Origin of the sequence: Thalassotalea loyana (assembly GCF_030161435.1) — a bacterium.
Lineage (GTDB): Bacteria > Pseudomonadota > Gammaproteobacteria > Enterobacterales > Alteromonadaceae > Thalassotalea_G > Thalassotalea_G loyana.
The window spans coordinates 327,895-349,648 of the sequence record NZ_BSSV01000002.1; the positions used below are offsets into that span (position 1 = coordinate 327,895).

Annotated in this window: 23 protein-coding genes and 4 tRNA genes; 10 read left to right on the top strand and 17 right to left on the bottom strand. The window is 41.8% G+C overall.

The annotated features are described in order from the left end of the window. Window positions 1-587 precede the first annotated feature (587 nt). Genes QQK05_RS06670 through QQK05_RS06700 form a run of 7 tightly spaced genes read left to right on the top strand, consistent with a single transcriptional unit; the run spans window position 588 to window position 4,855 of the window. Window positions 588-866, top strand: a complete 279-nt coding sequence (locus tag QQK05_RS06670) for a hypothetical protein (RefSeq protein WP_284296859.1) — start codon at window positions 588-590, stop codon at window positions 864-866. A 12-nt stretch (window positions 867-878) separates the two neighbouring features. After that, entirely contained in the window at window positions 879-2,147 is a 1,269-nt protein-coding gene (locus QQK05_RS06675) for a PD-(D/E)XK nuclease-like domain-containing protein (protein ID WP_284296861.1), read from the top strand. Next, window positions 2,148-3,104 carry a RecT family recombinase gene (locus tag QQK05_RS06680; protein WP_284296863.1) on the top strand — a complete coding sequence of 319 codons (957 nt, stop codon included), beginning with the start codon at window positions 2,148-2,150 and terminating at the stop codon, window positions 3,102-3,104. A 52-nt stretch (window positions 3,105-3,156) separates the two neighbouring features. Continuing rightward, window positions 3,157-3,321, top strand: coding sequence for a helix-turn-helix transcriptional regulator (locus tag QQK05_RS06685; RefSeq protein ID WP_284296865.1), 165 nt, complete (start codon window positions 3,157-3,159; stop codon window positions 3,319-3,321). 15 nt (window positions 3,322-3,336) lie between these two features. After that, window positions 3,337-4,125 (top strand): hypothetical protein, encoded by a 789-nt coding sequence (locus QQK05_RS06690; protein WP_284296867.1) that lies wholly within the window; start codon window positions 3,337-3,339, stop codon window positions 4,123-4,125. After that, a complete protein-coding gene (locus tag QQK05_RS06695) occupies window positions 4,125-4,682 on the top strand; it encodes a phage N-6-adenine-methyltransferase (protein WP_284296869.1) in 558 nt (185 codons plus the stop codon). The genes QQK05_RS06690 and QQK05_RS06695 overlap by 1 nt, the downstream gene beginning before the upstream one ends. Before the next feature lie 2 nt (window positions 4,683-4,684). Then, window positions 4,685-4,855, top strand: a complete 171-nt coding sequence (locus tag QQK05_RS06700) for a helix-turn-helix transcriptional regulator (RefSeq protein WP_284296871.1) — start codon at window positions 4,685-4,687, stop codon at window positions 4,853-4,855. On the opposite strand, the gene QQK05_RS06705 is transcribed toward QQK05_RS06700, so the two are convergent. The 5 genes from QQK05_RS06705 to rpoE form a co-directional block, all read right to left on the bottom strand. Next, window positions 4,852-6,123, bottom strand: coding sequence for a tyrosine-type recombinase/integrase (locus QQK05_RS06705; RefSeq protein ID WP_284296874.1), 1,272 nt, complete (start codon window positions 6,121-6,123; stop codon window positions 4,852-4,854). The genes QQK05_RS06700 and QQK05_RS06705 overlap by 4 nt on opposite strands. A gap of 489 nt (window positions 6,124-6,612) precedes the next feature. After that, window positions 6,613-7,095, bottom strand: coding sequence for a SoxR reducing system RseC family protein (locus QQK05_RS06710; protein ID WP_284296876.1), 483 nt, complete (start codon window positions 7,093-7,095; stop codon window positions 6,613-6,615). Continuing rightward, window positions 7,092-8,051 (bottom strand): MucB/RseB C-terminal domain-containing protein, encoded by a 960-nt coding sequence (locus QQK05_RS06715; RefSeq protein WP_284296878.1) that lies wholly within the window; start codon window positions 8,049-8,051, stop codon window positions 7,092-7,094. The genes QQK05_RS06710 and QQK05_RS06715 overlap by 4 nt, the downstream gene beginning before the upstream one ends. Beyond that, window positions 8,051-8,659 carry a sigma-E factor negative regulatory protein gene (locus QQK05_RS06720; RefSeq protein WP_284296880.1) on the bottom strand — a complete coding sequence of 203 codons (609 nt, stop codon included), beginning with the start codon at window positions 8,657-8,659 and terminating at the stop codon, window positions 8,051-8,053. Before QQK05_RS06720 ends, QQK05_RS06715 begins: the two co-directional genes overlap by 1 nt. Window positions 8,660-8,677: 18 nt before the next feature. Next, complete coding sequence (rpoE, locus tag QQK05_RS06725; RefSeq protein WP_284296882.1) at window positions 8,678-9,259, bottom strand: RNA polymerase sigma factor RpoE; 582 nt, start codon at window positions 9,257-9,259, stop codon at window positions 8,678-8,680. Window positions 9,260-9,474: 215 nt separating this feature from the next. Between rpoE and nadB the strand changes: the two genes are divergently transcribed. Then, on the top strand, window positions 9,475-11,070 hold the full coding sequence (gene nadB, locus QQK05_RS06730) for an L-aspartate oxidase (protein WP_284296884.1): 1,596 nt from the start codon (window positions 9,475-9,477) through the stop codon (window positions 11,068-11,070). On the opposite strand, the gene QQK05_RS06735 is transcribed toward nadB, so the two are convergent. Further along, window positions 11,067-11,558 carry a protein YgfX gene (locus tag QQK05_RS06735; protein ID WP_407704865.1) on the bottom strand — a complete coding sequence of 164 codons (492 nt, stop codon included), beginning with the start codon at window positions 11,556-11,558 and terminating at the stop codon, window positions 11,067-11,069. The two genes, nadB and QQK05_RS06735, sit on opposite strands and share 4 nt — an antisense overlap. Further along, entirely contained in the window at window positions 11,515-11,769 is a 255-nt protein-coding gene (locus tag QQK05_RS06740; protein ID WP_284296887.1) for an FAD assembly factor SdhE, read from the bottom strand. The genes QQK05_RS06735 and QQK05_RS06740 overlap by 44 nt, the downstream gene beginning before the upstream one ends. Window positions 11,770-11,954: 185 nt before the next feature. Between QQK05_RS06740 and ygfZ the strand changes: the two genes are divergently transcribed. Both ygfZ and QQK05_RS06750 read left to right on the top strand, forming a co-directional pair. Continuing rightward, complete coding sequence (gene ygfZ / locus QQK05_RS06745; RefSeq protein ID WP_284296889.1) at window positions 11,955-12,914, top strand: tRNA-modifying protein YgfZ; 960 nt, start codon at window positions 11,955-11,957, stop codon at window positions 12,912-12,914. 19 nt (window positions 12,915-12,933) lie between these two features. Continuing rightward, complete coding sequence (locus tag QQK05_RS06750) at window positions 12,934-13,449, top strand: FKBP-type peptidyl-prolyl cis-trans isomerase (RefSeq protein ID WP_284296891.1); 516 nt, start codon at window positions 12,934-12,936, stop codon at window positions 13,447-13,449. A gap of 56 nt (window positions 13,450-13,505) precedes the next feature. On the opposite strand, the gene QQK05_RS06755 is transcribed toward QQK05_RS06750, so the two are convergent. The 10 genes from QQK05_RS06755 to QQK05_RS06800 form a co-directional block, all read right to left on the bottom strand. Further along, entirely contained in the window at window positions 13,506-14,636 is a 1,131-nt protein-coding gene (locus tag QQK05_RS06755; RefSeq protein WP_284296893.1) for a sodium ion-translocating decarboxylase subunit beta, read from the bottom strand. A gap of 10 nt (window positions 14,637-14,646) precedes the next feature. Continuing rightward, window positions 14,647-16,422 carry a sodium-extruding oxaloacetate decarboxylase subunit alpha gene (oadA, locus tag QQK05_RS06760; RefSeq protein ID WP_284296895.1) on the bottom strand — a complete coding sequence of 592 codons (1,776 nt, stop codon included), beginning with the start codon at window positions 16,420-16,422 and terminating at the stop codon, window positions 14,647-14,649. A 9-nt stretch (window positions 16,423-16,431) separates the two neighbouring features. Next, window positions 16,432-16,692: an OadG family protein gene (locus QQK05_RS06765; protein WP_284296897.1), complete on the bottom strand. Its 261-nt coding sequence runs from the start codon at window positions 16,690-16,692 to the stop codon at window positions 16,432-16,434. Between the two features lie 687 nt (window positions 16,693-17,379). After that, window positions 17,380-17,456 (bottom strand) — tRNA-Arg (locus QQK05_RS06770). Between the two features lie 194 nt (window positions 17,457-17,650). Next, window positions 17,651-17,727: transfer RNA gene (locus QQK05_RS06775), tRNA-Arg, on the bottom strand. Window positions 17,728-17,798: 71 nt separating this feature from the next. After that, a tRNA-Arg gene (locus tag QQK05_RS06780) sits at window positions 17,799-17,875 on the bottom strand. 34 nt (window positions 17,876-17,909) lie between these two features. After that, window positions 17,910-18,001, bottom strand: a tRNA-Ser gene (locus QQK05_RS06785). 200 nt (window positions 18,002-18,201) lie between these two features. Continuing rightward, a complete protein-coding gene (gene csrA, locus QQK05_RS06790) occupies window positions 18,202-18,396 on the bottom strand; it encodes a carbon storage regulator CsrA (RefSeq protein WP_284206763.1) in 195 nt (64 codons plus the stop codon). Window positions 18,397-18,654: 258 nt separating this feature from the next. Then, window positions 18,655-21,279 carry an alanine--tRNA ligase gene (alaS, locus tag QQK05_RS06795; RefSeq protein ID WP_284296899.1) on the bottom strand — a complete coding sequence of 875 codons (2,625 nt, stop codon included), beginning with the start codon at window positions 21,277-21,279 and terminating at the stop codon, window positions 18,655-18,657. Window positions 21,280-21,299: 20 nt separating this feature from the next. Continuing rightward, a complete protein-coding gene (locus QQK05_RS06800; RefSeq protein WP_284296901.1) occupies window positions 21,300-21,737 on the bottom strand; it encodes a regulatory protein RecX in 438 nt (145 codons plus the stop codon). Window positions 21,738-21,754: the final 17 nt, after the last annotated feature.

Below are 21,754 nucleotides of genomic sequence, written 5' to 3' on the forward strand. Positions count from 1 at the left end.
ATGTTTACTAACTAAGTCGTTGTAATAAAAAGGGCTTAGGGTAACCAAATGGAAACTCCGGTGAAAATGCAAAGATTTTTACTGTATATAATCACAGTTAAAATAAAATTTAAAAATAATTAAAAAACAGTTGCTTTCAAAATTTAAATCATTAACTTGTTAGTCAACTAAGTGTTTAAGAACAATAAAAATGAAGGGAAACAATAAAATGATCGAAGCAGTAGTTACATTCCAAATAGAACTTTTGTTAGGCGCTGGGGGATCTTATCTTTGCCTTGGGCAAACAAGAATAAGCGCCGCCACTAAAGAGCGGTTGGAAGAACTTATCGACGCAGCAAGGAATCAACACGAAGTAACAAACGTTAAATTCCTATAATAAACAAGTAGTTATTATTAAAATAAAAGAAAGTCCCTTTTTAGGGACTTTTTTATTTGCTTTTTTGGTTTCGCTTTGTTAACTTTAATTGCGAAAAAGTTAGCTTTTGTTTACTTTTTTATTTAAGCACAAAGAAAAACGGCTCCCGAAGGAGCCGTCTTAGAACAAACCGTCAGTAACCAGCTGACGATGCACAAAAGGATAATAGCAAATGAGTTTATCACTTGTAAAGCAATGCCCCAGCGTTGGCGAAGCTATCTCGGCGTGTAGTGACTTAACAAAGCACTTTAACCGCACTGTCGAGCCGTCAAGAAATTTAGTCGCGAGCACCAAGTTAACAAAGCGCAACGAGTTAATCGTTAATGTGGTTAATCACTTGGCTGCGGATCATTCAATGTCAATCTATCGTCGTCGCATCTGCTTAGCTACGCCTGACAAGTTCAGCGTGTTAATCGATGCCGTAAAAGATGATTTGGCCAATATCTTATAAGGGGAAAAGATCATGAAATTATTTGACGTTACATTTATGCGTTTATCGAAAGCGCCTAAAAATATTCATTGCATGACTTACCAAGTAGAAGCAAACGACGAGTCAGTGGCAAGACATAAAGCGCTTAGCTGTTTAATTGAAGACAATTTAAACCGTAAGCATTACAAGCAAACACCGAAGGTTGAAGAAGTTAAAACAACCGCTAGTGAAGAAGTTATCGACGTTGATCAGGAGTTAGTCATTAATGAAAAACCGAGCGAGGACAAGGCGCCAGAAACTGCCGAAGAAGTCCAGGGCGAATTATTACCAGCTGTTGAGACTGAGCCAACACCAGAAGAAAAGCTAGCCGCCGAAATAAGCGCATTAAATGACAAGATCAAGTCGTTGTTGCCTGGTGAAGTGTTAGTCCTAGAAAACGTGACTAACGAAGCTTATCACGCCAGTTTAGGCGTTAGCTGCTCTAAGTTGAAAGTGCTAATCGATGAATGCCCCGCCGCTTATAAGGCCGTTATCGATGGCGAGCGCGAGCGCACCGAAAAGGCGATTTTTAATGTCGGATCCGCTGCGCATAGTGTGATTTTAGAGCCGCATAATTTCGAACGCGATTTCGGCGTGATGCCGGCCGACTTGAAGAAGCCAACTAAAGCGCAACTTCAAGCCGCAAAACCGAGCGAAGCAACGGTCGAATTAATCAAGCGCTGGGACGCTTTCAACGCTGAGCATGGCCACAAAACCTTTATCACTGACGAGCAATTCAAAGCTGTTAAAAAAATGCGTGACGCGGTTGTCTCGCATCCATTCGGCAGTCGTTTAGTGGCTAATGGTACGCCTGAGATCAGCTACTGGCGCCGCGATAATCAAACCGGCCTCATTGTTAAATGTCGCCTGGATTATCAATTAGGCGACTTGGCTGTCGATGTGAAAACCTGTCAAGACTCGAGCCCGAAAGCATTTACTCGTCACGCGCTGCAATACGGCTATCACGTACAAGACTCATTTTATCGCTTTGTTACCGGCCTAAAAGAATTCGCCTTTTTAGCTGTAGAAAAGCAAGCGCCTTGCGTCGTGACTGCGCCGTTACTGTTTGATAAAGACGCTCGCCGCTTAGGTCAGCTGCAATTTAGAAAAGCGTTAAACACGATCGCAGAATGCGAGAAAACCGGTATTTGGCCAGGTCACGCCCAGGGCGTTGTCACAATGGAATTGCCGGCCTATGAATCATCAAAGCTAATCGATTTAGAAGTCGAATTAGAGTCGAACAACATTAACGAGGTGGCATAAATGAATAACGTAGCAAACATCAACGTAAACGAAACAGGTTCAACGGCGTTAAGTAATACTACCGATATGCTGTTAAACCCTACGGTAATGCAACAAATGGACGCGTTGGCCACAATGATGGCCGGTGGTAAAGCGACCGTTCCGCAGCATTTACAAGGCAATCCGGCTGACTGTATGGCTATTGTCATGCAAGCGGCACAATGGGGCATGAATCCCTTTGCTGTAGCGCAAAAAACGCATTTGGTTAGCGGTCAGTTAGGTTATGAGGCGCAACTTGTTAACGCGGTGATTTCGAGCTCTCGCGCTATCCAAGGCCGCTTTAAGTATGAATGGTTTGGCAATTGGGAAAACGTCTTAGGTAAGGTCGTTCAAAAGACGAACCAAAACGGCAAAAAGTATATTGCGCCTAACTGGTCGTTTGAAGACGAGCGCGGCTGCGGCGTTAGAGTGTCAGCAATACTGCGCGGCGAAACAACGCCAACAACGCTTGAATTACTTTTAACCCAGGCGCAGACCAGAAACTCGACGCTTTGGGGATCGGATCCTAAGCAGCAACTAGCTTATTTAGCCTTAAAGCGTTTTGCGCGTTTATATACGCCTGACGTCATTATGGGGGTGTATACCAGTGACGAGCTCATGCAGCCGCAAGGTGAAATAGAAATTAACCCGATCACCACAACGCAAAGCGAGTCGCTTAATTCAATTATTGAAGAAGTGAACACCGAGCAAAACGCCGAACAAGAAAACGTCGCTAATCAAGCAGTATGCGACGAAGACGGCGTCGAGCATTCAGACCACACAATGGCTAAATACATCGACCAATTAGAAGCGGCCGATCAATTAGACATTTTACAAGCTGTGTTCGAGCAAGCCTGGAATTGGGCGAAGGCCAACAAGCTAGCCCAGGCCGCCGCTAACTTTAAAAACACTTATGACGCTCGATTATTAGAGTTTTAACGCGTGCCGGCCGGTAGCGCATATCGGCCGGTTAACTTTGGAGTAATAAATTATGTCTCAATTAGTTAACCAAGAATTCATCCTAAAACGTTATGGAATTTCGCGGATCACGTTACACAAATGGCGTAAGAACAAGAACTTTCCACAACCGATCCCGGCGGGTAAAAAGTGGCGTTTAGATGCCATCGAAGCCTGGGAAAAAGCCGCTAACGAATAATAAAGAGTCAGAACGATGCACACAATTAACGAACTTATAGAGAACTTAGCAGCGCAATATAACAGCGAAGTCGACGACTATAACCAAGTTGTCGACCACGCCGAGCAGCTGGAGCGCGAAAACACCGCGCTAAAATTAGAATTAAGCCGGGTTAAAAACGACTTAGCAAAGGCGGCCGCCTCTTTGGTTGCCGCTGAGCAAGTAGCTAAAGAAAAGCTACGCTTAGATTTAGTCGTCAAAAGCTTAAACGCTAAACTTGTCGACGCCCTAGCCTCTACCGATAAAGATTTACTTTCTCGGTTTAAAGAAATTGGCAGCACGCCGAAGAAGATCCGGGATCGGATTAAGCAGCTTCAAACGAACGCAGAAAAGCAGCGCAAAATTGCAGAAGCGCACAAGCGAGATATTGCCGCCTATCGTCACGATCAGAAGAAGTACAAGGCGGAAATTACCGACTTAAACGCGCGCATAGCGCAGTCGAGTTTATTTTCACCGCTGATTTATGGCAATGGTGATCAGCTTGTGATGTGGCCAAGCTATCGCGGCGAAACGGACAAAGACGCAAGAATGGCATTGCTTTATATGACCAACCAAGGGCGCGGATCCTTGATTGAATTAGACGGCGACAACGAGGCGGCCTTAGCTCCAGCACCTAAACGCGGCTTGCGCCCTAGTGACGCATTGCTTGACGATGCCGGCCGGATCTTGCGCCGATTCAAGAAGCAAAATTGGACGGTAGGCAAAGACGATTTAGCCTGGTTCGAGCAAATGAGTAAACAAAGCTTTAACGAGGTAGCCGCATAATGACAACGTCTAAAGACTACGGCGGATCTAATACGCCGGTTGATATTCGCGACCTATGGGCGACGCCTTCTTGGTTGTTTGAAAAGCTGCACCAGGAATTTAACTTTTCCCTGGACGCGGCCGCCAGGAAAGAGTCGGCCAAGGTCGACAACTTTATTACTAAAGAAGAAAACGCCCTAACCATTAACTGGTTGTCGCGTATCGGCAGTAATAACCGCGCGGTGTGGATTAATCCGCCTTATTCAGATATTGCGCCTTGGTTAGCTAAAGCCGAAGCCGAAGCACGCAAAAATAACATTGTTAGCGTGCTACTTATTCCAGCGACGCCCGATGCCGGCTGGTGGCCGAAGTCGGCCAGCGAAGTTCGCTTTATTACCGGCGAAGTGCTCGAAGGAAAACAGCGCAACGCATCAGGCCGGATCCATTTTGTCCGCGCTGATACCGGCGAAGTGCAAAAAGGTAACCCGAAGGGCTCTGCGTTAATTGTTTTTGCGCCTGGTACCTTGGGCAATATGACCACGAAATATACACCAATAACGGCTTTTAAAGGGGAATAATCATGGGGTTAGATAAGCCTATTTTAAAAACCAACGATATAACGAATTACTTTGGCATTAGCACGCGCACACTCGATAGATGGCGCAAAGAGAAGGGATTCCCTAACCCAATAATGAAGGGATCCCCTAATATCTACCGACGCGAAGAAGTGGAACGCTGGTTAAATTCTTAACCAGCCTTATTGCGAGTAATCGGCGTAACGTTACTCGCTCGCCCTTGGATCTGTTCTAGCTTGTAAAACCACTGTCTATAAGCGTCGGCCATTTCTTCTAAATAATCATGATGGTTATAGTTCTTCAAAACGCCTTGTAATACGTGACCTAACATTTTTTCACTATAGCGATCGTCAATCCTTAATTTCTCCCAATTTGTCCTAGCCGTTCGGCGTATATCATGCGTAGACCAGTGCTTGAATTTTTCCGGCTGCGGCCTGTGCTTATCAATCCAGGCGGTTAAATTATAGGGGATCCCAATATGGCTGCGATCACCAACGACGCGATCTTCTTCGGATTTTGAGCAAGGAAAAAGTAGCGTATTACTACTTGATAAATCAATCGCAAATTTAATGATTGGCACAAACTCGGGGATAATCGGCCGCTTAATGTCGTTGCCTGTTTTGCTAATTTCTGCCGGCACCGTCCAAATACCTTTAACCAAGTCAAAGTGCTTAATTTCAGCTTGGCGCAGTTCACCGACGCGGCAGCCATAATAAAACAGCAACGTAAAAAGCGCTTTGTTCGCTGGCCGCAACATGCTTTTTTGTATTGCGGTAAAGATCAGGCTAATTTCATGATCAGCCAATACCCTGTCTTTGACGCGTCGCTTAATGCCGAAGTCTGTAGCGCTATATTCAACGAGTGGCAAGGTATCAATAAGCTTTGCCTTTTTCGCCCATTTAGAGGCTTGTTTAATCTCGCTAATAAGTGACCGGGCAGACTCGGGCTTCTCGTCGGCGACGTCTTGAATAAAGTTAATCCAATCGATAACCGGGATCTTGTCAAAATGTACCTTGCCAAATTTAGGAAGGATCCAGTAATTAACACGATTCATTAGCATGTTATTAGACTTTCGCTTACCAGCTGACGCGCTGCTGTACCACTGTTCGAAAACTTGCTTAACGGTTTGCCTTGATTGGATCCCGTCCTTCTCTATTAGTAAAACTTGCTTAGGATCTTCGTTTTTATCCAGATATTCAGCCAGGCGATCACGCTCTTTGCGCGCAGCTGCTAGCGGCATTTCGGGATATACGCCTAAATCAATCCGGCGCTGTGTGGATTTTTGTTTAACAACATCGAAGTAATAATAACGATATTGCCAGGTAATTTTACCTTTTGGCGATACCCTGGCGGCGAGTCCGTCGCGTTTATCATCTTTAAAAATTTCCGTCTTTTCCCTGGGTGACTCGAAAACTTTTTCTAGCCACTTGTTAGTAATGTTCATGCCTTGCCCCTTCTGACCTACAAGCCCTAGCAAGTACAAATTTTAGTGAGATCCTGTCGGGATCGAAATTTTGTACTTGTTTTTGTACTTGTTTTGCTTGGCTTAACTTACCTTAAAAGGTAAACAAAGGGAAACGAAAAGAAATGATTATTAACTGGTAAGGCGCATTAAAGCTGCTAAAAGTTTACTTTTTGACTAGGATCGTCAAGGGGTGTCTTATGGTCTATGATAAATGTGGGCAATGATTGAGAAGTTACGTATGTGTTTCATTTATATATTTTCTAACCAATGTTGTTTCGATGACCTATCTTAAGTTTAGGTCATAGTGAGTGTTAGCACCTGCCAACACCAAATATCCGGATAATGGTTGCGAATTATAAACAAAAACAGAGGGCTATTCTTCTTTTTTCGTATTGTTAATCATGAATAATCGAGGAAAAGTGTAAAGAGCTTTGTCCTTATCACATAAAATGACGAAACAACGGCTAGTTAAGCACTGTGAATTTGTACGTCAATATCACTTGAAGGTATTTTTTTTAACAGGTACGGCGCCAAATTAGTTTGGTTATTTTTTTGATTCTCGATGTATTTCGCAAGCCGAAAACCCAAGTAACCACCAATAAAGCCAAATAAGATTGAAAATATTTCATGAGTCGATTGCGCTATCGTGATCTGCCCAATCCCAGAAAACGTGATTAAAAAGATTAAAGGAAGTCCATAAACACGAGCCAAACTCGACATCAATCTGCCTTGAGGAATTGCAATAATCACTTTATCACCAACTTTTAAGGAAGGTTTGAAGTCTTTGGTTGGTAGTCTCAATGATAAGTTTTTTTGAGGAAACGCTTTCGCAACCTGTCCGCTGCCACAAGTATCGATTTGTTGGCAGCTTGAACATGTTGATTTAATTTCACTTGTCACCTCAACCCAGTCGTCCTCAACTGAGTTAACGGTCGCAGTTTCTTCGATCACTGAATACTCTGTAATTTAAATTGTATTGATTCAGCCATAAGTTTAGCAGTAGCCGTTGGTATTTTACCAACCACACTGACTTCGAAACCGTTGTTTACTTGGTTGTAAACTATGGTTGCTCCATCTCTAACAAACTCTGGAGCTCTTTGTTTATCGCTACTTTGCGTAACATACACTGACACGTCAACTAAACCGTCACTAAAAAGCATAAACTCAGCGGGCTGTTTTAACAGGTTAATACGATGACGATTTACACGTTTCCTTTCGAAACCCATCGGTAACCAACCAACTTGCCAATTTAGTTCTAAATCACTGTTAGCGCTTGGTAATTCAATAACATTAGGTAATGTCATTTCGTTTACTTGATTTAGCTGGTTTGGCATATTTTCTGGCAGTTCTAGATAGGTAAACTGTACCTGTTCAAGTAATTGCCCTTTTGATGTTAGCAATGCCATTTTAAGTAACATGCCTGACTCTTCATCTAACCAAACCCAATGCCCTAAACGATGTGGGTCTTTCGAAACAATACGGATTAATTGGGCAGCGCGACCTAAAATGCGAGAACGACCGACACTCACAAAGTCGTAATATTGATTTAACTGGGTGATATCACCACTAAAAATTGACGGAATAGGTCCCGATATTTGGTTTGTAGCTAGTGAATATGCTGGCAACCCTGGTTCGATATAACTAACAATTTCGCCCTTGCGAAGAATATCTTTGCGAGGCCCATTGAGTAACGAAAGAATTTCAAGTTGCTCACCTTGTTCATCAATGCCGTGAGCCCAGTGGTATGGCTCAGCTTGATTGTTTTTGACAACAACAAAAGCTGTTGAAAAATGGCGTTGGTTTAAGGTTTCAGAAAGGCGGTTTAACCAAGCACTTGCGTCTTGGGCGTCATTTGCTATTGAGCCAAATGAACTCAATAGCAAAGATAAAACTAACACATATTTCATTAATTATTTTCTACTTCAGCTTCTTTTACTTCAACAGTTGACTGTTTAGATTGAGGTGCTTGAGATAATAACTTAATTTGTTGCTGGTGATCAGCTAATAATGCTTGGAATCTACGTTGTTGCTCAATGTAAGCTTGCTTCTGTGAAACTTTTGGTTGATTTACATTGTAGCTAACTGGGCTCGTAATCCCTGAGATAGGGTTGGTGCGAGCAACTTCGCTTGGCGAAAAAGGCTCGTTTTGAGCAACGTTTTGTTGTACGCCTAAAATCATCAAACCAGCTGCCGACGCTGCTATCGCCACTTGACCTGCTGGCTTAACAAACTGTACCAAGTTATCTTTAACCTTTTGCGTAAACGACGGCTTGGCTTTCGGTGCTAAAACAGTTGGTTCGAGCGCAATCGCTGCTGCAATACTTTGCGATACATCGATCAGTTGTTCTGGGGTTGTTTCGTTACGAATGGCATCACCGGCGAGGTGGTACTGCTTCCAAGTATCAGACAACGTTTCATCAGCTAAAATTGCATCTAACTGTGCATCGAGATCATCAATATTCTCTAGCTCGTTATCTACAATGGCTGACATTGTCTCAAACTTATTTTCACTCATACATTTTACCTTTTTCTTTTAGCGTCGAAGTAATGGTCTAATTTGCTTATCTACTGCTTCACGTGCTCTAAAAATCCTAGACCTTACCGTGCCCACAGGACAATCCATTTCAATCGCAATTTCTTCATAACTTAACCCATCTAATTCACGCAGCTTAATTGCTACACGTAAATCTTCTGGTAATTTATCTATCGTACGAAATAAAACTTCTTGAATTTCGTCCGTTAATAATAACTTTTCAGGTGATGCACTCTCTTTCAGTACATCCGAGCTGTCGTAAACTTCAGCATCAGCAACATCAATATCGGCTGGGCTGTTAGGTTTTCGACTGCTAGCTACAATGTGGTTTTTTGCGCAGTTAACAGCAATTCGATAAAGCCATGTATAAAACGCACTATCACCTCTAAAATTTGGCAAAGCACGATATGCTTTAATAAATGCTTCTTGCACTATATCTGCAACATCGCTTTGGTTCTTCACATAGCGAGATACCAAACTAGCAACTTTGTTTTGATACTTAGTTACCAGCAGGTTAAATGCATTTTTATCACCACGTTGTACCTTTTCAACCAACAATTGGTCAACGTTCTGTTCGCTCATTTGAGCTCGTTCTCCTACATACTACTAATTTGTTTTTATAGTTGGCTCAAAGCAAACGCACAATTTAGGACTATGATAATTATAGAAAGTTCGAAAATATTTTATTTTTTTTTAATTTAGTATTTTAAACCATATGGATTACGCATTTATTCTATGCGTATTATCAAATTAACGGTAAAATAATCCCTATTATAGTACCCGAATTTCTTTGATTTATGAATCAACAACATAATTGTGACGTGTTAATTATCGGTAGCGGTGCTGCTGGATTGTCGCTTGCTCTTCATTTAGCTAAAAATGCAGACGTTATCATCCTGAGCAAAGGTCCCGTTACAGAAGGCTCAACCTATTACGCACAAGGCGGTATCGCCGCAGTATTTGATGAAAATGACTCGGTTGATTCCCATGTAGAAGATACGTTAATTGCCGGTGCAGGCATATGTAATGAAGACGCCGTTCGTTTTACAGCAGAAAATGCTCAAACCTGTATGCAATGGTTAATCAATCAAGGCGTCGAATTTGATCATGAAATCAATGATGAAGGCGAAAAACGATACCACCTAACACGTGAAGGTGGTCACTCACATCGTCGAATTTTGCACTCTGCTGATACCACGGGTAAAGCGATTCAAACAACATTAGTCGATCGCGTTAAAGCCCATACGCGTATTCGCGTATTTGAGCGCTACAACGCAATAGACCTAATTACTGAACAAGCAAATAAAACGAAAGCCTGCATTGGTGCTTACATTTGGAATCGCAACATTGAAAAAGTAGAAGCGATTCACGCCAAAAAAATTATTTTGGCTACAGGCGGTGCAAGTAAAGTTTATCAATATACATCTAACCCTGATGTCGCCAGCGGTGATGGTATCGCCATGGCATGGCGTGCTGGGTGTCGAGTTGCAAACATGGAATTTAATCAATTCCATCCAACGTGTTTGTTCCACCCAAAAGCTGGGACATTTCTATTAACCGAAGCCTTGCGCGGTGAAGGGGCAATATTACGTCGCCCTGACGGTAGCCGATTTATGCCAGAGTTTGATGAGCGTGCAGAGCTTGCGCCGCGAGATATCGTTGCCCGTGCTATTGATTACGAAATGAAACGTCTTGGTGCCGACTGCATGTTTCTCGACATAAGCCACAAAAGTGCTGACTTTATCCAGCAGCACTTCCCCAACATTTATGAAAAAACCCGTGCACTAGGGATGGATATGACAAAAGAGCCTTTACCTGTTGTACCGGCTGCGCACTACACCTGTGGTGGTGTCATGATAGACAAGCACGGCCGTACCGATATTGAAAACCTATATGCCATTGGTGAAGTCTCATATACAGGTTTACACGGCGCCAATCGGATGGCAAGTAACTCGTTACTTGAATGCTTAGTCTATGCGAGAGCCGCTGCCCTCGACATTGAACGTGTTATTGATCATCGAAGCAAATACAAAAAGTTGCCTAAATGGGATGAGTCTCGTGTTACAGATTCAGACGAAGAAGTCGTTATTCAACACAACTGGCATGAATTACGCCTTTTCATGTGGGATTATGTCGGTATTGTTCGGACGACTAAGCGACTCGAGCGAGCATTACACCGCGTTGAATTATTGCAAAGAGAAATTAGCGAATATTATGTCAACTTTAAAGTGAGCAATAACTTACTTGAGTTGCGTAATCTAGTGCAGGTCGCGGAGCTCATTATCCGCAGTGCAATGGAGCGAAAAGAAAGTCGCGGTTTACACTTTACATTAGATTACCCTGATCTTTCTGAAAATTCAGCTGAAACAGTGTTAACGCCCAATGAAAGCTAATGACGTTTTAATTGATTCATGATTCTTAGAAGTCGTCGGTAATCAACATCTGACATACTATCTTTAAAAATAAACCAAGCATATTTTTGCTTGGTTTTTTGTTCCTGCCAGCACATTCGAGCGCCAAACCAGAATACTAGGCTTGTCGAATTTAGTTCTCCTGTAGTAATCGAATCATTGCTCTTTTCATAAAATGAAATGGCACCATTTTCAAATAATCGGAATTGGCTTGCAATACGTTCATCGCCAATGAGTTTTTGCGTCCATATTGCAAATGTAGTCGTCCAGGACCAACACGCTAGGTATTGCCATAGCGCCACTAAGACTACATAGACAATTAAATAATAAATGAATGTTTTAGGGGTGAAAAAAGAGAAGACGACGATGCCATAGAGGATATGAAGGCACGCCAATAACGGAAAATTAGAGTGCCTTATCGTTAAATTATGACTTTTTAACTCGATTGAGGATATGTTGAACCATGTCATTTAATTCTGCGTCCTTACAGATTTCATGTCCCATAAACCATGCAAAGAGTTCCGGATCTTCACATTCTAGTAAACGTTCAAATGTAGCTTTTTGTTTGTCCGATAGATCATCAAAGGCTTCGTCCACAAACGGCATAAACAATATATCAAGTTCTAACATACCGCGACGACATGCCCAACGTAATCTGGCTTTATTCTCACTTAACGACATAGAGGACCTTATTTTTATTACCAGTAAATACAAGTTAATCTGAACTCAGGCGAAATATGTAAATTACCTAGGCTAGATTGCTCTTTAGATTCTACCAATTAAATACGAAAAAAACTTGTCTACGGTTGTTTTTTTTCACTTTACCCTCACTCTATAAGTATTCTCATCATTCAAAAGTGATAAATATGACTCAAGCATTGCCCTCATTAGCGCAACTACCTGAAGTATTCAGTTTAGAATTAACGCAACTTTCTGCAATAAGCCTTACCGGTGAAGAACAAAATCACTACCTCCAAGGCCAAGTAACTTGTGACGTTTTGTCGTTAGCGGACTCCAAACTTTTAACTGGCGCTCATTGTAATGCAAAAGGAAAAGTGTTTAGTGTTTTTAGATTATTCAACGCTGATGGGCGCAATCTTCTGCTTCAGCCTAAAACAACGTTAGAAGCGTCTTTGAAAGAACTTCAAAAATTTGGAGTTTTTGCAAAAGTAGATATTGCTGAAACATCAGATTTGAAGTTTTATGCTGTTGCAGGTAGCAAGAGTGCAGAAGCTATTGGGAAAATTGTATCGACTGTTCCTGATAGTCTGACACCTGTTGTAGAAGAACAGGATGTCGTTGTCTTGTACATAGGCGGAGAAACTGATCGATATGTTATTGCGACACAAAAAGCATATACAGATGTAATTGATGCAGGCATTACTAAACTTCACCAAGATGTTTGGCAACTACTAGAAATAACAGATGGCTTCCCTTACATGGCAGAGTCTCATGTTGATCAATATGTTCCACAAATGCTTAACCTTCAAGCTATCGGTGCAATTAGTTTTAACAAAGGCTGCTACTTAGGCCAAGAAACCGTCGCAAGAATGCAATATTTAGGCAAAAACAAACGTGCACTTTTCTCACTGGTTAGCCAATCAAATGTGCCATTAGAAAATATTACCTTGTTGGAACAACAACTCGGTGAAAACTGGCGAAAAGCTGGTGATGTATTAGCCTCTTATCACGCAGATAACGGCGAAGTATACTTACAAGGTGTATTGGCAAGCGATATTGAAGTTGAAACAGCACTTCGAGCTAAAGAGCAAACATCTTTGCTATGCAAAATTAAACCTTTACCATATTCAACTGAAATTAAATAAATAACTGAAGAGACCTTTTATGAAAATTGAACAAAACAAAGTTGTGATCATGCACTATGCCGTAATGGATAGTGAAGATACTTTAATTGATAGCTCATATGATCACAGCCCATTGGCAATTATCCACGGTACGGGTTATTTGATTCCAGGCCTAGAAAAAGCACTAATAGGCCATGAAGCAAAAGATACTTTCGAAGTATCAGTAGCTGCTGATGACGCATATGGCCAGCGCCATGACGAGCTTGTTCAAACTGTTTCTCGTGAACTGATGCAAGGTGTTGAAGACTTGGAAGTAAGTACACAACTTCGTGCCTCAACCGATCAAGGCGAGCAAACAGTTATTGTGATTGACGTTAATGACGATGAAATCACGGTTGATGGCAACCACCCATTAGCTGGTATCGACTTAAAATTCGACGTTGAAATTTTAGAAGTTCGTGAAGCGACTGAAGAAGAATTGGCAACAGGGCAAGTTGCTCCTGAAAAGGCAAGCTGCTGTGGGCCATCTGATGATGAAGGCGGTTGTTGCGATTAAAGCGCTTACAAAAAACCGGAGTTGATACTCCGGTTTTTTTTACCCTAAATTGACGCCTACCCTACGAGCGCAAGCAATATACCTGCAGCTACCGCAGAGCCAAGTACACCAGCAACATTTGGTCCCATTGCATGCATCAATAAGAAGTTATGAGGGTTAGACTCTAACCCAACTTTGTTTGCTACACGTGCCGCCATCGGCACAGCAGAAACACCAGCAGCACCGATGAGTGGATTAATTGGCGTTTTTGATATCTTGTTCATTACCTTAGCCATTAATACACCAGAAGCTGTACCGATAGAGAACGCAACAGCACCCAGTCCTAAAATACCTAAGGTTTCTACATTTAAAAATTGGTCTGCTTCTAATTTTGAACCAACGCCTAAGCCCAAGAAGATGGTCACGATATTAATCAACTCGTTTTGCGCAGTTGAGCTTAAACGATCAACCACACCACATTCACGCATTAGGTTACCTAAACAGAACATACCAACAAGAGGCGTTGCTGCAGGTAAGAAGAAAATAGCCATCATCAATACGCCGAGTGGGAAAACGATTTTTTCCACTTTTGTCACGTGGCGAAGCTGAGCCATTTCAATTTTGCGTTCTTCTTTGTTAGTAAACGCCTTCATAATTGGAGGCTGAATAATCGGTACCAAAGCCATATATGAATAGGCAGCTACTGCAATTGCACCAAGTAATTCAGGTGCAAGTTTTGATGCTAAGAAAATCGCGGTCGGACCGTCGGCACCACCGATAATAGCTATAGCAGAAGCATCCTGTAGACTAAATTCAAATCCTGGAATCGCATTTAACGCTATAGCGCCAAATAACGTAGCAAAGATACCAAATTGTGCGGCAGCCCCTAAAAACAACATTTTAGGGTTAGCGATTAATGGCCCAAAGTCAGTCATTGCTCCTACCCCCATAAAAATGAGAAGTGGGAAAATACCGGTATCGATACCCGCGTAGTAAATGTAATGGAGTACCCCACCTACTTCTGAAAAGCCAGCAAGAGGGATATTCGTCAAGATCGCACCAAAACCGATAGGTAACAACAATAATGGTTCAAAGTTTTTTGCAATGGCAAGGTAAAGCAAACCTACACCAACAAGCATCATAATAATTTGATTCACTTGAAAGTTTGCTAAACCTGTCGACATCCATAAGGTATGTAACTGCTCCATAATACAACCCTTACGCTAAGCTTAGTAAAGCATCACCAACAGCGACACTGTCACCTTCTTTGGTGTGGATAGCAACGATTTGGCCGTCAGTCGCAGCACGAACTTCAGTTTCCATCTTCATCGCCTCCATAATAATCACAACATCACCAGCGCTTACTTGCTGACCTTCGCTAACAAGTACTTTAAAGATGTTACCGGCCAATGGAGCATTCAACGTTTCTTCGGCAGAAACTGAAGCGGTTTGTTTAATTGCAGCATCACTTACTTTGGGCGCAATATTGGCAATCTCGCCACCTTGAGCCACAACAACGTCGTACACTTTACCGTCAACACTGACTGAATAGCTTTCTTGTGCAGCAGGTTTCTGTGACGGCGTTTGTGCAACAACCACATCTTCTTTCGTTGGCACTGGCTCAAAGGCATCAGGGTTGTTACGGTTTTCTAAGAACTTCAAACCGATTTGTGGGAATAACGCATAAGTCAGTACATCATCGATCTTTTCTTCCGCCAAGTTAAGTGACTTTTCAGTAGCAAGCTGCTCAAGTTCAGCAGTTAAGTTGTCTAGCTCCGGAGATAGCAAATCTGCTGGACGGCATGTTACAACGTCTTTACCCTCAAGCACTCTCTCTTGCAATTCTTTGTTCACCTCGGCAGGTGTTGAGCCATATTCGCCTTTGAGTACACCAGAAGTTTCTTTTGTAATTGACTTATAGCGTTCGCCAGTCAGCACGTTCAGTACAGACTGTGTGCCAACAATTTGAGACGTTGGCGTCACTAACGGAATGTAACCTAAGTCCTTACGTACACGAGGAATTTCTTCAAGTACCTCATCTAATCGATCGGCTGCACCCTGCTCTTTTAATTGGCTTTCCATGTTCGTTAACATGCCACCAGGTACTTGAGCGAGTAAAATTCGAGCATCTACACCTTTTAGGCTACCTTCAAATTTCGCGTATTTTTCACGAACATCTCTAAAGTAAGCAGCAACTTCAGCGAGTTTGACCATATCTAGACCAGTATCTCGCGCCGTACCTTCAACAGCAGAAACAATAGTTTCCGTCGGCGAATGGCCGTAAGTCATACTCATTGATGAAATTGATGTATCAATAACATCGACGTCGGCATCAATTGCCTTTATATGTGTACCAACACTTAAACCGGTTGTTGCATGACAGTGCAAGGCTATTGGTAAGGAAACGGTTTCTTTTAAACGAGAAACGAGTTCTTGAGCGGCATAAGGCTTCAATAAGCCAGCCATATCCTTTATACAAAGAGAGTGAGCACCCATGTCTTCTAGCTTCTTCGCCATATCTAACCACGTATCTAAAGTGTGGACAGGGCTTTCAGTAAAGCTCAATGTACCTTGAGCGTGGGCACCAACTTTGACTGCAGCTTTAATTGCCGTTTCTAAATTGCGCGTATCGTTCATTGCGTCAAATATGCGGAACACATCGATACCATTAACATGAGCACGTTCAACAAATTTTTCGACAACATCATCTGCATAATGGCGGTAACCTAGAATATTTTGACCGCGAAATAGCATTTGTTGTTTCGTGTTTGGCATCGCCTTTTTCAAGGCTCGAATACGCTCCCATGGATCTTCACCCAAATAGCGAATACATGAATCAAATGTTGCCCCACCCCAAGACTCAATTGACCAAAAGCCAATTTCATCCAACTTAGGAGCAATCGGTAACATGTCCTCTAAACGAAGGCGTGTTGCCAGTAATGATTGGTGACCGTCTCTCAGGACTACTTCTGTAATGCCCAATGGTTTAGTCATGATATGCTCCTACTCTTTATTATGTTTTTGACGGAAGTTAGCAACCGCAGCACTTATTGCTGCAACAACATTTGGTTGAATCCCCTGAACTTGCGCAGATTTGGTCGGGGTTGGCTTTTGAACAGGTTGTGGATCAGGAAACTTTTTCGAAAGCGGGACTAGTACGGCATTGATAAATATCACCAAAATGCCTAAAAATAAAAAGACAAATACCATACCGGCGAACATCAAGGTGCCAGCCTCGATAAATTGTTGACTTAGTGATTCCATGATTAACTCTTAACCTATTTTTTGAGAAATAGAATAATCACTCCAATAATAAAATTGCAAGCAAGAATTTGCATTTTGTTAAAAATAATTACTGTCAAGAACTAAAACATAAGTTTTAATAACTATTTCGAATTAACTCTAATAATTATTCACACAAAGATACATTTAAAATAAATTAAACCGATATCAGTGAATATATATTCACATGAATTCATAATACCTAATTCAAAAAATAGGCATGCTCAATACGGCAAAAGCGCTAAACAGTTGTTAAAGAATAAGACGTTACTTTCCGATTCACTTAACTCGCGATAAATGAATAAGAAACGGCAATTGAAATGCGATGTGCAATAAATAAGTTAATATTGAATTGGCTGTGAACATTCGCCCCCTTAAGCACACAGGGACTCGTAACCAACAGTTTCCAGACAAGCTATCCAACCGAGCTACGCGTTAGATTTAACAAGCGCCAGAAAGCAAAAAAGCTGACATATAGTCAGCTTTTTCTACTCATAATGAGTTTATATGTCGATTGCTCTAGGAGTCGAGCCTGCGACCGCAATGGGGCTCGTAACCAACAGTTTTCAGACAAGCTATCCAACCGAGCTACACGTTAGATTTTACAAACGACAGAAAGCAAAAAAGCTGACATATAGTCAGCTTTTTTTACTCTTTACCGAGTAAAAGTGGCGGACGCGGCAGGAGTCGAACCTGCGACCGCCTGGTTCGTAGCCAGGTACTCTATCCAGCTGAGCTACGCGTCCGCGGTAACCTTTCTTTTATATCCTAGTTCCGGATAACGAACCTTGTTCGTAGCCATCGTTACCTGATATTTCTATCCAGCAACACTACGTGTTCGCGGTAACCTTTCTTTTATATCCTAGTTCCGGATAGATTGATTAAGCTTCAATCAAAGCTAAAAATAAAAAAGCTGACTAAAAGTCAGCTTCCTTGAATGTGGCGGACGCGGCAGGAGTCGAACCTGCGACCGCCTGGTTCGTAGCCAGGTACTCTATCCAGCTGAGCTACGCGTCCGCGGTATATTAACTTCTTTTATCAGCCTTAATATTAGCTGAGAAATATTGCATTGCCACTTGTTATCAAAGTGGCGGACGCGGCAGGAGTCGAACCTGCGACCGCCTGGTTCGTAGCCAGGTACTCTATCCAGCTGAGCTACGCGTCCGCAATATTTGATACGTTATTATCAATAAAGATAATGGCGGTGAGGGAGGGATTCGAACCCTCGATAGGGTATAACGCCTATACTCCCTTAGCAGGGGAGCGCCTTCAGCCTCTCGGCCACCTCACCAACGTGCGGTGAATAATAAGGGATAAAAAAAATAAGTCAAACGCTTTTTTTACTTTTCTTTCCGTTTGAAGATATTTCGTTCAAGTCGGGCGTTTTTCATACATTATCAAGCATTCAATGCAGGGAATAATGTTAGAAAACATTAAAAAACAGCCATAAAAAAAGCCGATTCAAAAATCGGCTTCTTGTCAGAAAATTTTTTAGAAGTTGCCCGAAGGTTCTCCTTCACCTTTTTCTGATTGTATACGCATATAAATTTCTTCACGATGTACTGAAACTTCTTTTGGAGCATTAACACCAATTCGTACTTGGTTTCCTTTTACACCCAATACAGTCACAGTAACTTCGTCACCAATCATAAGGGTTTCGCCTACGCGTCTAGTAAGTATTAACATTATTGGTTCCTTTTACTAATGAGGTCCACAGATTATAAAGCTAGATTTTAGATGTCCATTTTCATACTTCTCTATCTAGTAATAGCCAAGATTATGAAATTAGTCTAAATTTTCTTTAAATTAACTGAATAAATCGTTAACTTTGCGTTAATTATAACAAAGTAAATTGTTACTCTTGTTAACTAAAGTGTTCTTAGTTGTTACCAATCTTTTAAGTGTGTAAGGCTCTAAAAACGAGCCTTATACATCAAGACCGTTCTAACTAAGCTTTTCTTGCAACCATGGCTGCACTGTTGCCATAGCCGCAGGAATATTTTCAGGTTGGCTACCGCCAGCTTGCGCCATATCAGGACGACCGCCGCCTTTACCACCAACTTGTTGGGCAACGAAGTTAACTAACTCCCCTGCTTTGACCTGACCTGTCAGATCTTTTGTAACACCGGCAATCAAGCTTACTTTGCTTTCTTGAGACGTTGCTAACATGATAATGCCAGACCCCATTTTGTTCTTAAGGTCATCAACCATACCACGCAACGACTTCGCTTCAACACCGTCAATAGCAGCAATTAATGCCTTAACACCATTGATGTCTACTGCTTGGCTAACTAAGTCAGCCCCGGCTTGTGCCGCCATCGCTTGCTTGAGTTGTGTAACTTCTTTTTCTAACTGTTTAGTTTTAGAAAGAAGCTGTTCAACTTTTTCCTGAACATTCGAGCTATCACCTTTAACTAACGATGAAAGCATAGCAATAAGATCACTTTGCTGTTCGGTATATGCTAGTGCAGCTTCACCAGTAACGGCTTCGATACGACGGATACCCGCAGCAATACCTTGTTCAGTTACTAATTTAAATAAGCCGATATTGCCGGTGCTTTCTACATGTACACCACCACATAGCTCAGTAGAGAAATCTCCAAGTGTTACAACACGAACTTCATCGTCATACTTTTCACCAAATAATGCCATTGCACCTTTAGCTTTTGCATCTTCGATATCCATCAATTCAGTATCACGTGTATGGTTTTTACGAATTTCGTCATTCACCAAGCGCTCAACTTCACGCAGTTCGTCTTTCGTTAGACCTTCAAAGTGAGAGAAATCAAAACGTAGTTTTTCATCGTCACACAGTGAACCTTTTTGAGTCACATGGTCACCTAACACTTTGCGCAACGCTGCGTGTAACAAGTGAGTTGCTGTGTGGTTTTTGATAATTTTTTCACGACGTTCAACGTCAATAACGGTATTAACACGCTCATTGAGTTGAATAGGAGCGTTAGCAACGCCTTGGTGCGCAAATGCATCGCCAATTTTTACCGTGTCATTAACAACAAATTCGCCACCGTTAACAGTAATAACGCCACTATCACCGACCTGACCACCTGATTCTGCATAGAATGTTGTATGGTCTAAAACAACAACGCCTTTTTGGCCCGCTTCAATTTTACTTACTGGTTCACCTTCAGCAAACAATTCAACAACTGTCGCGTGTGTTTCGTGTTTTGTGTAACCCTTAAAATCAGTGACATGCTCAGATTTAAGTTGTTCGTTGTAATCTGTACCGAATTGACTAGCTTGTTGAGCACGTTCGCGCTGTAAGCCCATTGCTACATCAAAACCATTGTGGTCAATGTATAATGCACGCTCACGCGCAATATCTGCTGTTAAATCTGCTGGGAAACCGTAAGTGTCGTATAACTTGAATACATCATCACCACTGACAGTATCACCTTCTAGATTCGTTAAAATATCTTCTAAAAGCGCCATACCACGATCTAAAGTACGACCGAATTGCTCTTCTTCGATACGAAGCATTTTTTCAATAATTGCTTGGTGCTTTATTAACTCAGGGTATGCTTGTCCCATTGTTTCAACTAAGGCTGCAACTAGCTTGTGGAAGAAGTGTGATTTAGCTTCTAACTTGTGGCCATGACGAACAGCACGACGAATAATACGACGTAGCACATAACCACGCCCTTCGTTTGATGGCATAACACCATCAGCAATTAAGAAGCTACATGAACGAATATGATCAGCAATAACACGTAACGACTTGTGCTCTAAGTCATTACACTCTAATAGATGAGCCGCTGATTTGATTAAATGTTGGAAGGTATCTATTTCATAGTTACTGTGAACGCCTTGCATGATTGCTGCAATACGTTCTAACCCCATACCTGTATCAACAGATGGTTTAGGTAATGGTTCCATTGTACCGTCCGCTTGACGGTTGTACTGCATAAATACTAGGTTCCAGATTTCGATAAAGCGATCACCATCTTCTTCAGGTGAACCTGGAGGACCACCCCAAATATGATCGCCGTGATCGTAGAAAATTTCAGTACACGGACCACAAGGACCTGTATCACCCATTGACCAGAAGTTATCAGATTCAAACTTTTTGTTTGGTGATTTGTCGCCAATACGAATGATACGATCTTTTGGTACACCAATTTCGTTCGCCCAGTAATCAAATGCTTCTTGGTCGGTTTCGTATGTCGTTACAAGTAGCTTTTCTTTCGGCAGACCTAAAACAACTGTTAAGAATTCCCAGGCAAAGCCGATAGCATCTTCTTTAAAATAGTCACCAAAACTAAAGTTACCTAACATTTCAAAAAACGTATGGTGACGAGCTGTGTATCCTACATTCTCTAAATCGTTATGTTTACCACCAGCGCGTACACAGCGTTGAGACGAGGTTGCTCGTGTATAACTTCTTTTTTCTGCGCCTAAAAATACATCTTTAAACGGCACCATACCCGCGTTGGTAAATAATAATGTTGCATCATTACCCGGAATTAACGAGCTACTATCAACAATTTGATGCTGCTTTGATGCAAAAAAATCTAAAAATGCCTGTCTTATTTCGGCACTTGTTTTGATCATGGTGATACCCACTTCTTTAATTAACTTAATGACAATACAGAGGCAATTTCATCATATGAAAACCCTCTCGATTGTAAAAATCGAATTCTTTTCGCTTTGTCTTTAGGATCTTTAATGGCGATGTCACCATATTTTTTCAAGTACGTTTGTGTTACCAACTCGAACCAATCTACAGGCTCATCTTGATATGCCATCCGTTCAATATCACTTGAGATACCTTTTTGCTTCAGCTCATTTTGAATATAAAACTGACCATATCCCCTTGAGACGCGATTGCGAATAATGCTTTGCGCTGCGCGGAACTGGCTTTGATAATTGTTTTCTATCAAAAAGTGTAATACTTCATCTATTTCATCGTGCACAAAACCTTTATTTTTTAATTTTTGCACTAACTCTTTTTGCGTGTGTTCACGACGAGCTAAGTATGAAATTGACTGGTGTAATATATCTTTATTCAAAAAAGTTAAAGCTGACA

Coding starts and splice junctions, on each gene's coding strand:
- QQK05_RS06750 (WP_284296891.1), top strand. CDS start 12,934: ATGAAAATTGAACAAAACAAAGTTGTGATCATGCACTATGCCGTAATG.
- rpoE (WP_284296882.1), bottom strand. CDS start 9,259: ATGAGCGAACAGAACGTTGACCAATTGTTGGTTGAAAAGGTACAACGT.
- csrA (WP_284206763.1), bottom strand. CDS start 18,396: ATGTTAATACTTACTAGACGCGTAGGCGAAACCCTTATGATTGGTGAC.
- QQK05_RS06675 (WP_284296861.1), top strand. CDS start 879: ATGAAATTATTTGACGTTACATTTATGCGTTTATCGAAAGCGCCTAAA.
- QQK05_RS06740 (WP_284296887.1), bottom strand. CDS start 11,769: ATGTCGTTAAGTGAGAATAAAGCCAGATTACGTTGGGCATGTCGTCGC.
- QQK05_RS06765 (WP_284296897.1), bottom strand. CDS start 16,692: ATGGAATCACTAAGTCAACAATTTATCGAGGCTGGCACCTTGATGTTC.
- QQK05_RS06670 (WP_284296859.1), top strand. CDS start 588: ATGAGTTTATCACTTGTAAAGCAATGCCCCAGCGTTGGCGAAGCTATC.
- ygfZ (WP_284296889.1), top strand. CDS start 11,955: ATGACTCAAGCATTGCCCTCATTAGCGCAACTACCTGAAGTATTCAGT.
- QQK05_RS06705 (WP_284296874.1), bottom strand. CDS start 6,123: ATGAACATTACTAACAAGTGGCTAGAAAAAGTTTTCGAGTCACCCAGG.
- QQK05_RS06680 (WP_284296863.1), top strand. CDS start 2,148: ATGAATAACGTAGCAAACATCAACGTAAACGAAACAGGTTCAACGGCG.
- QQK05_RS06700 (WP_284296871.1), top strand. CDS start 4,685: ATGGGGTTAGATAAGCCTATTTTAAAAACCAACGATATAACGAATTAC.
- QQK05_RS06690 (WP_284296867.1), top strand. CDS start 3,337: ATGCACACAATTAACGAACTTATAGAGAACTTAGCAGCGCAATATAAC.
- nadB (WP_284296884.1), top strand. CDS start 9,475: ATGAATCAACAACATAATTGTGACGTGTTAATTATCGGTAGCGGTGCT.
- alaS (WP_284296899.1), bottom strand. CDS start 21,279: ATGATCAAAACAAGTGCCGAAATAAGACAGGCATTTTTAGATTTTTTT.
- QQK05_RS06715 (WP_284296878.1), bottom strand. CDS start 8,051: ATGAAATATGTGTTAGTTTTATCTTTGCTATTGAGTTCATTTGGCTCA.
- QQK05_RS06720 (WP_284296880.1), bottom strand. CDS start 8,659: ATGAGTGAAAATAAGTTTGAGACAATGTCAGCCATTGTAGATAACGAG.
- QQK05_RS06695 (WP_284296869.1), top strand. CDS start 4,125: ATGACAACGTCTAAAGACTACGGCGGATCTAATACGCCGGTTGATATT.
- QQK05_RS06685 (WP_284296865.1), top strand. CDS start 3,157: ATGTCTCAATTAGTTAACCAAGAATTCATCCTAAAACGTTATGGAATT.
- oadA (WP_284296895.1), bottom strand. CDS start 16,422: ATGACTAAACCATTGGGCATTACAGAAGTAGTCCTGAGAGACGGTCAC.
- QQK05_RS06755 (WP_284296893.1), bottom strand. CDS start 14,636: ATGGAGCAGTTACATACCTTATGGATGTCGACAGGTTTAGCAAACTTT.
- QQK05_RS06735 (WP_407704865.1), bottom strand. CDS start 11,558: ATGACATGGTTCAACATATCCTCAATCGAGTTAAAAAGTCATAATTTA.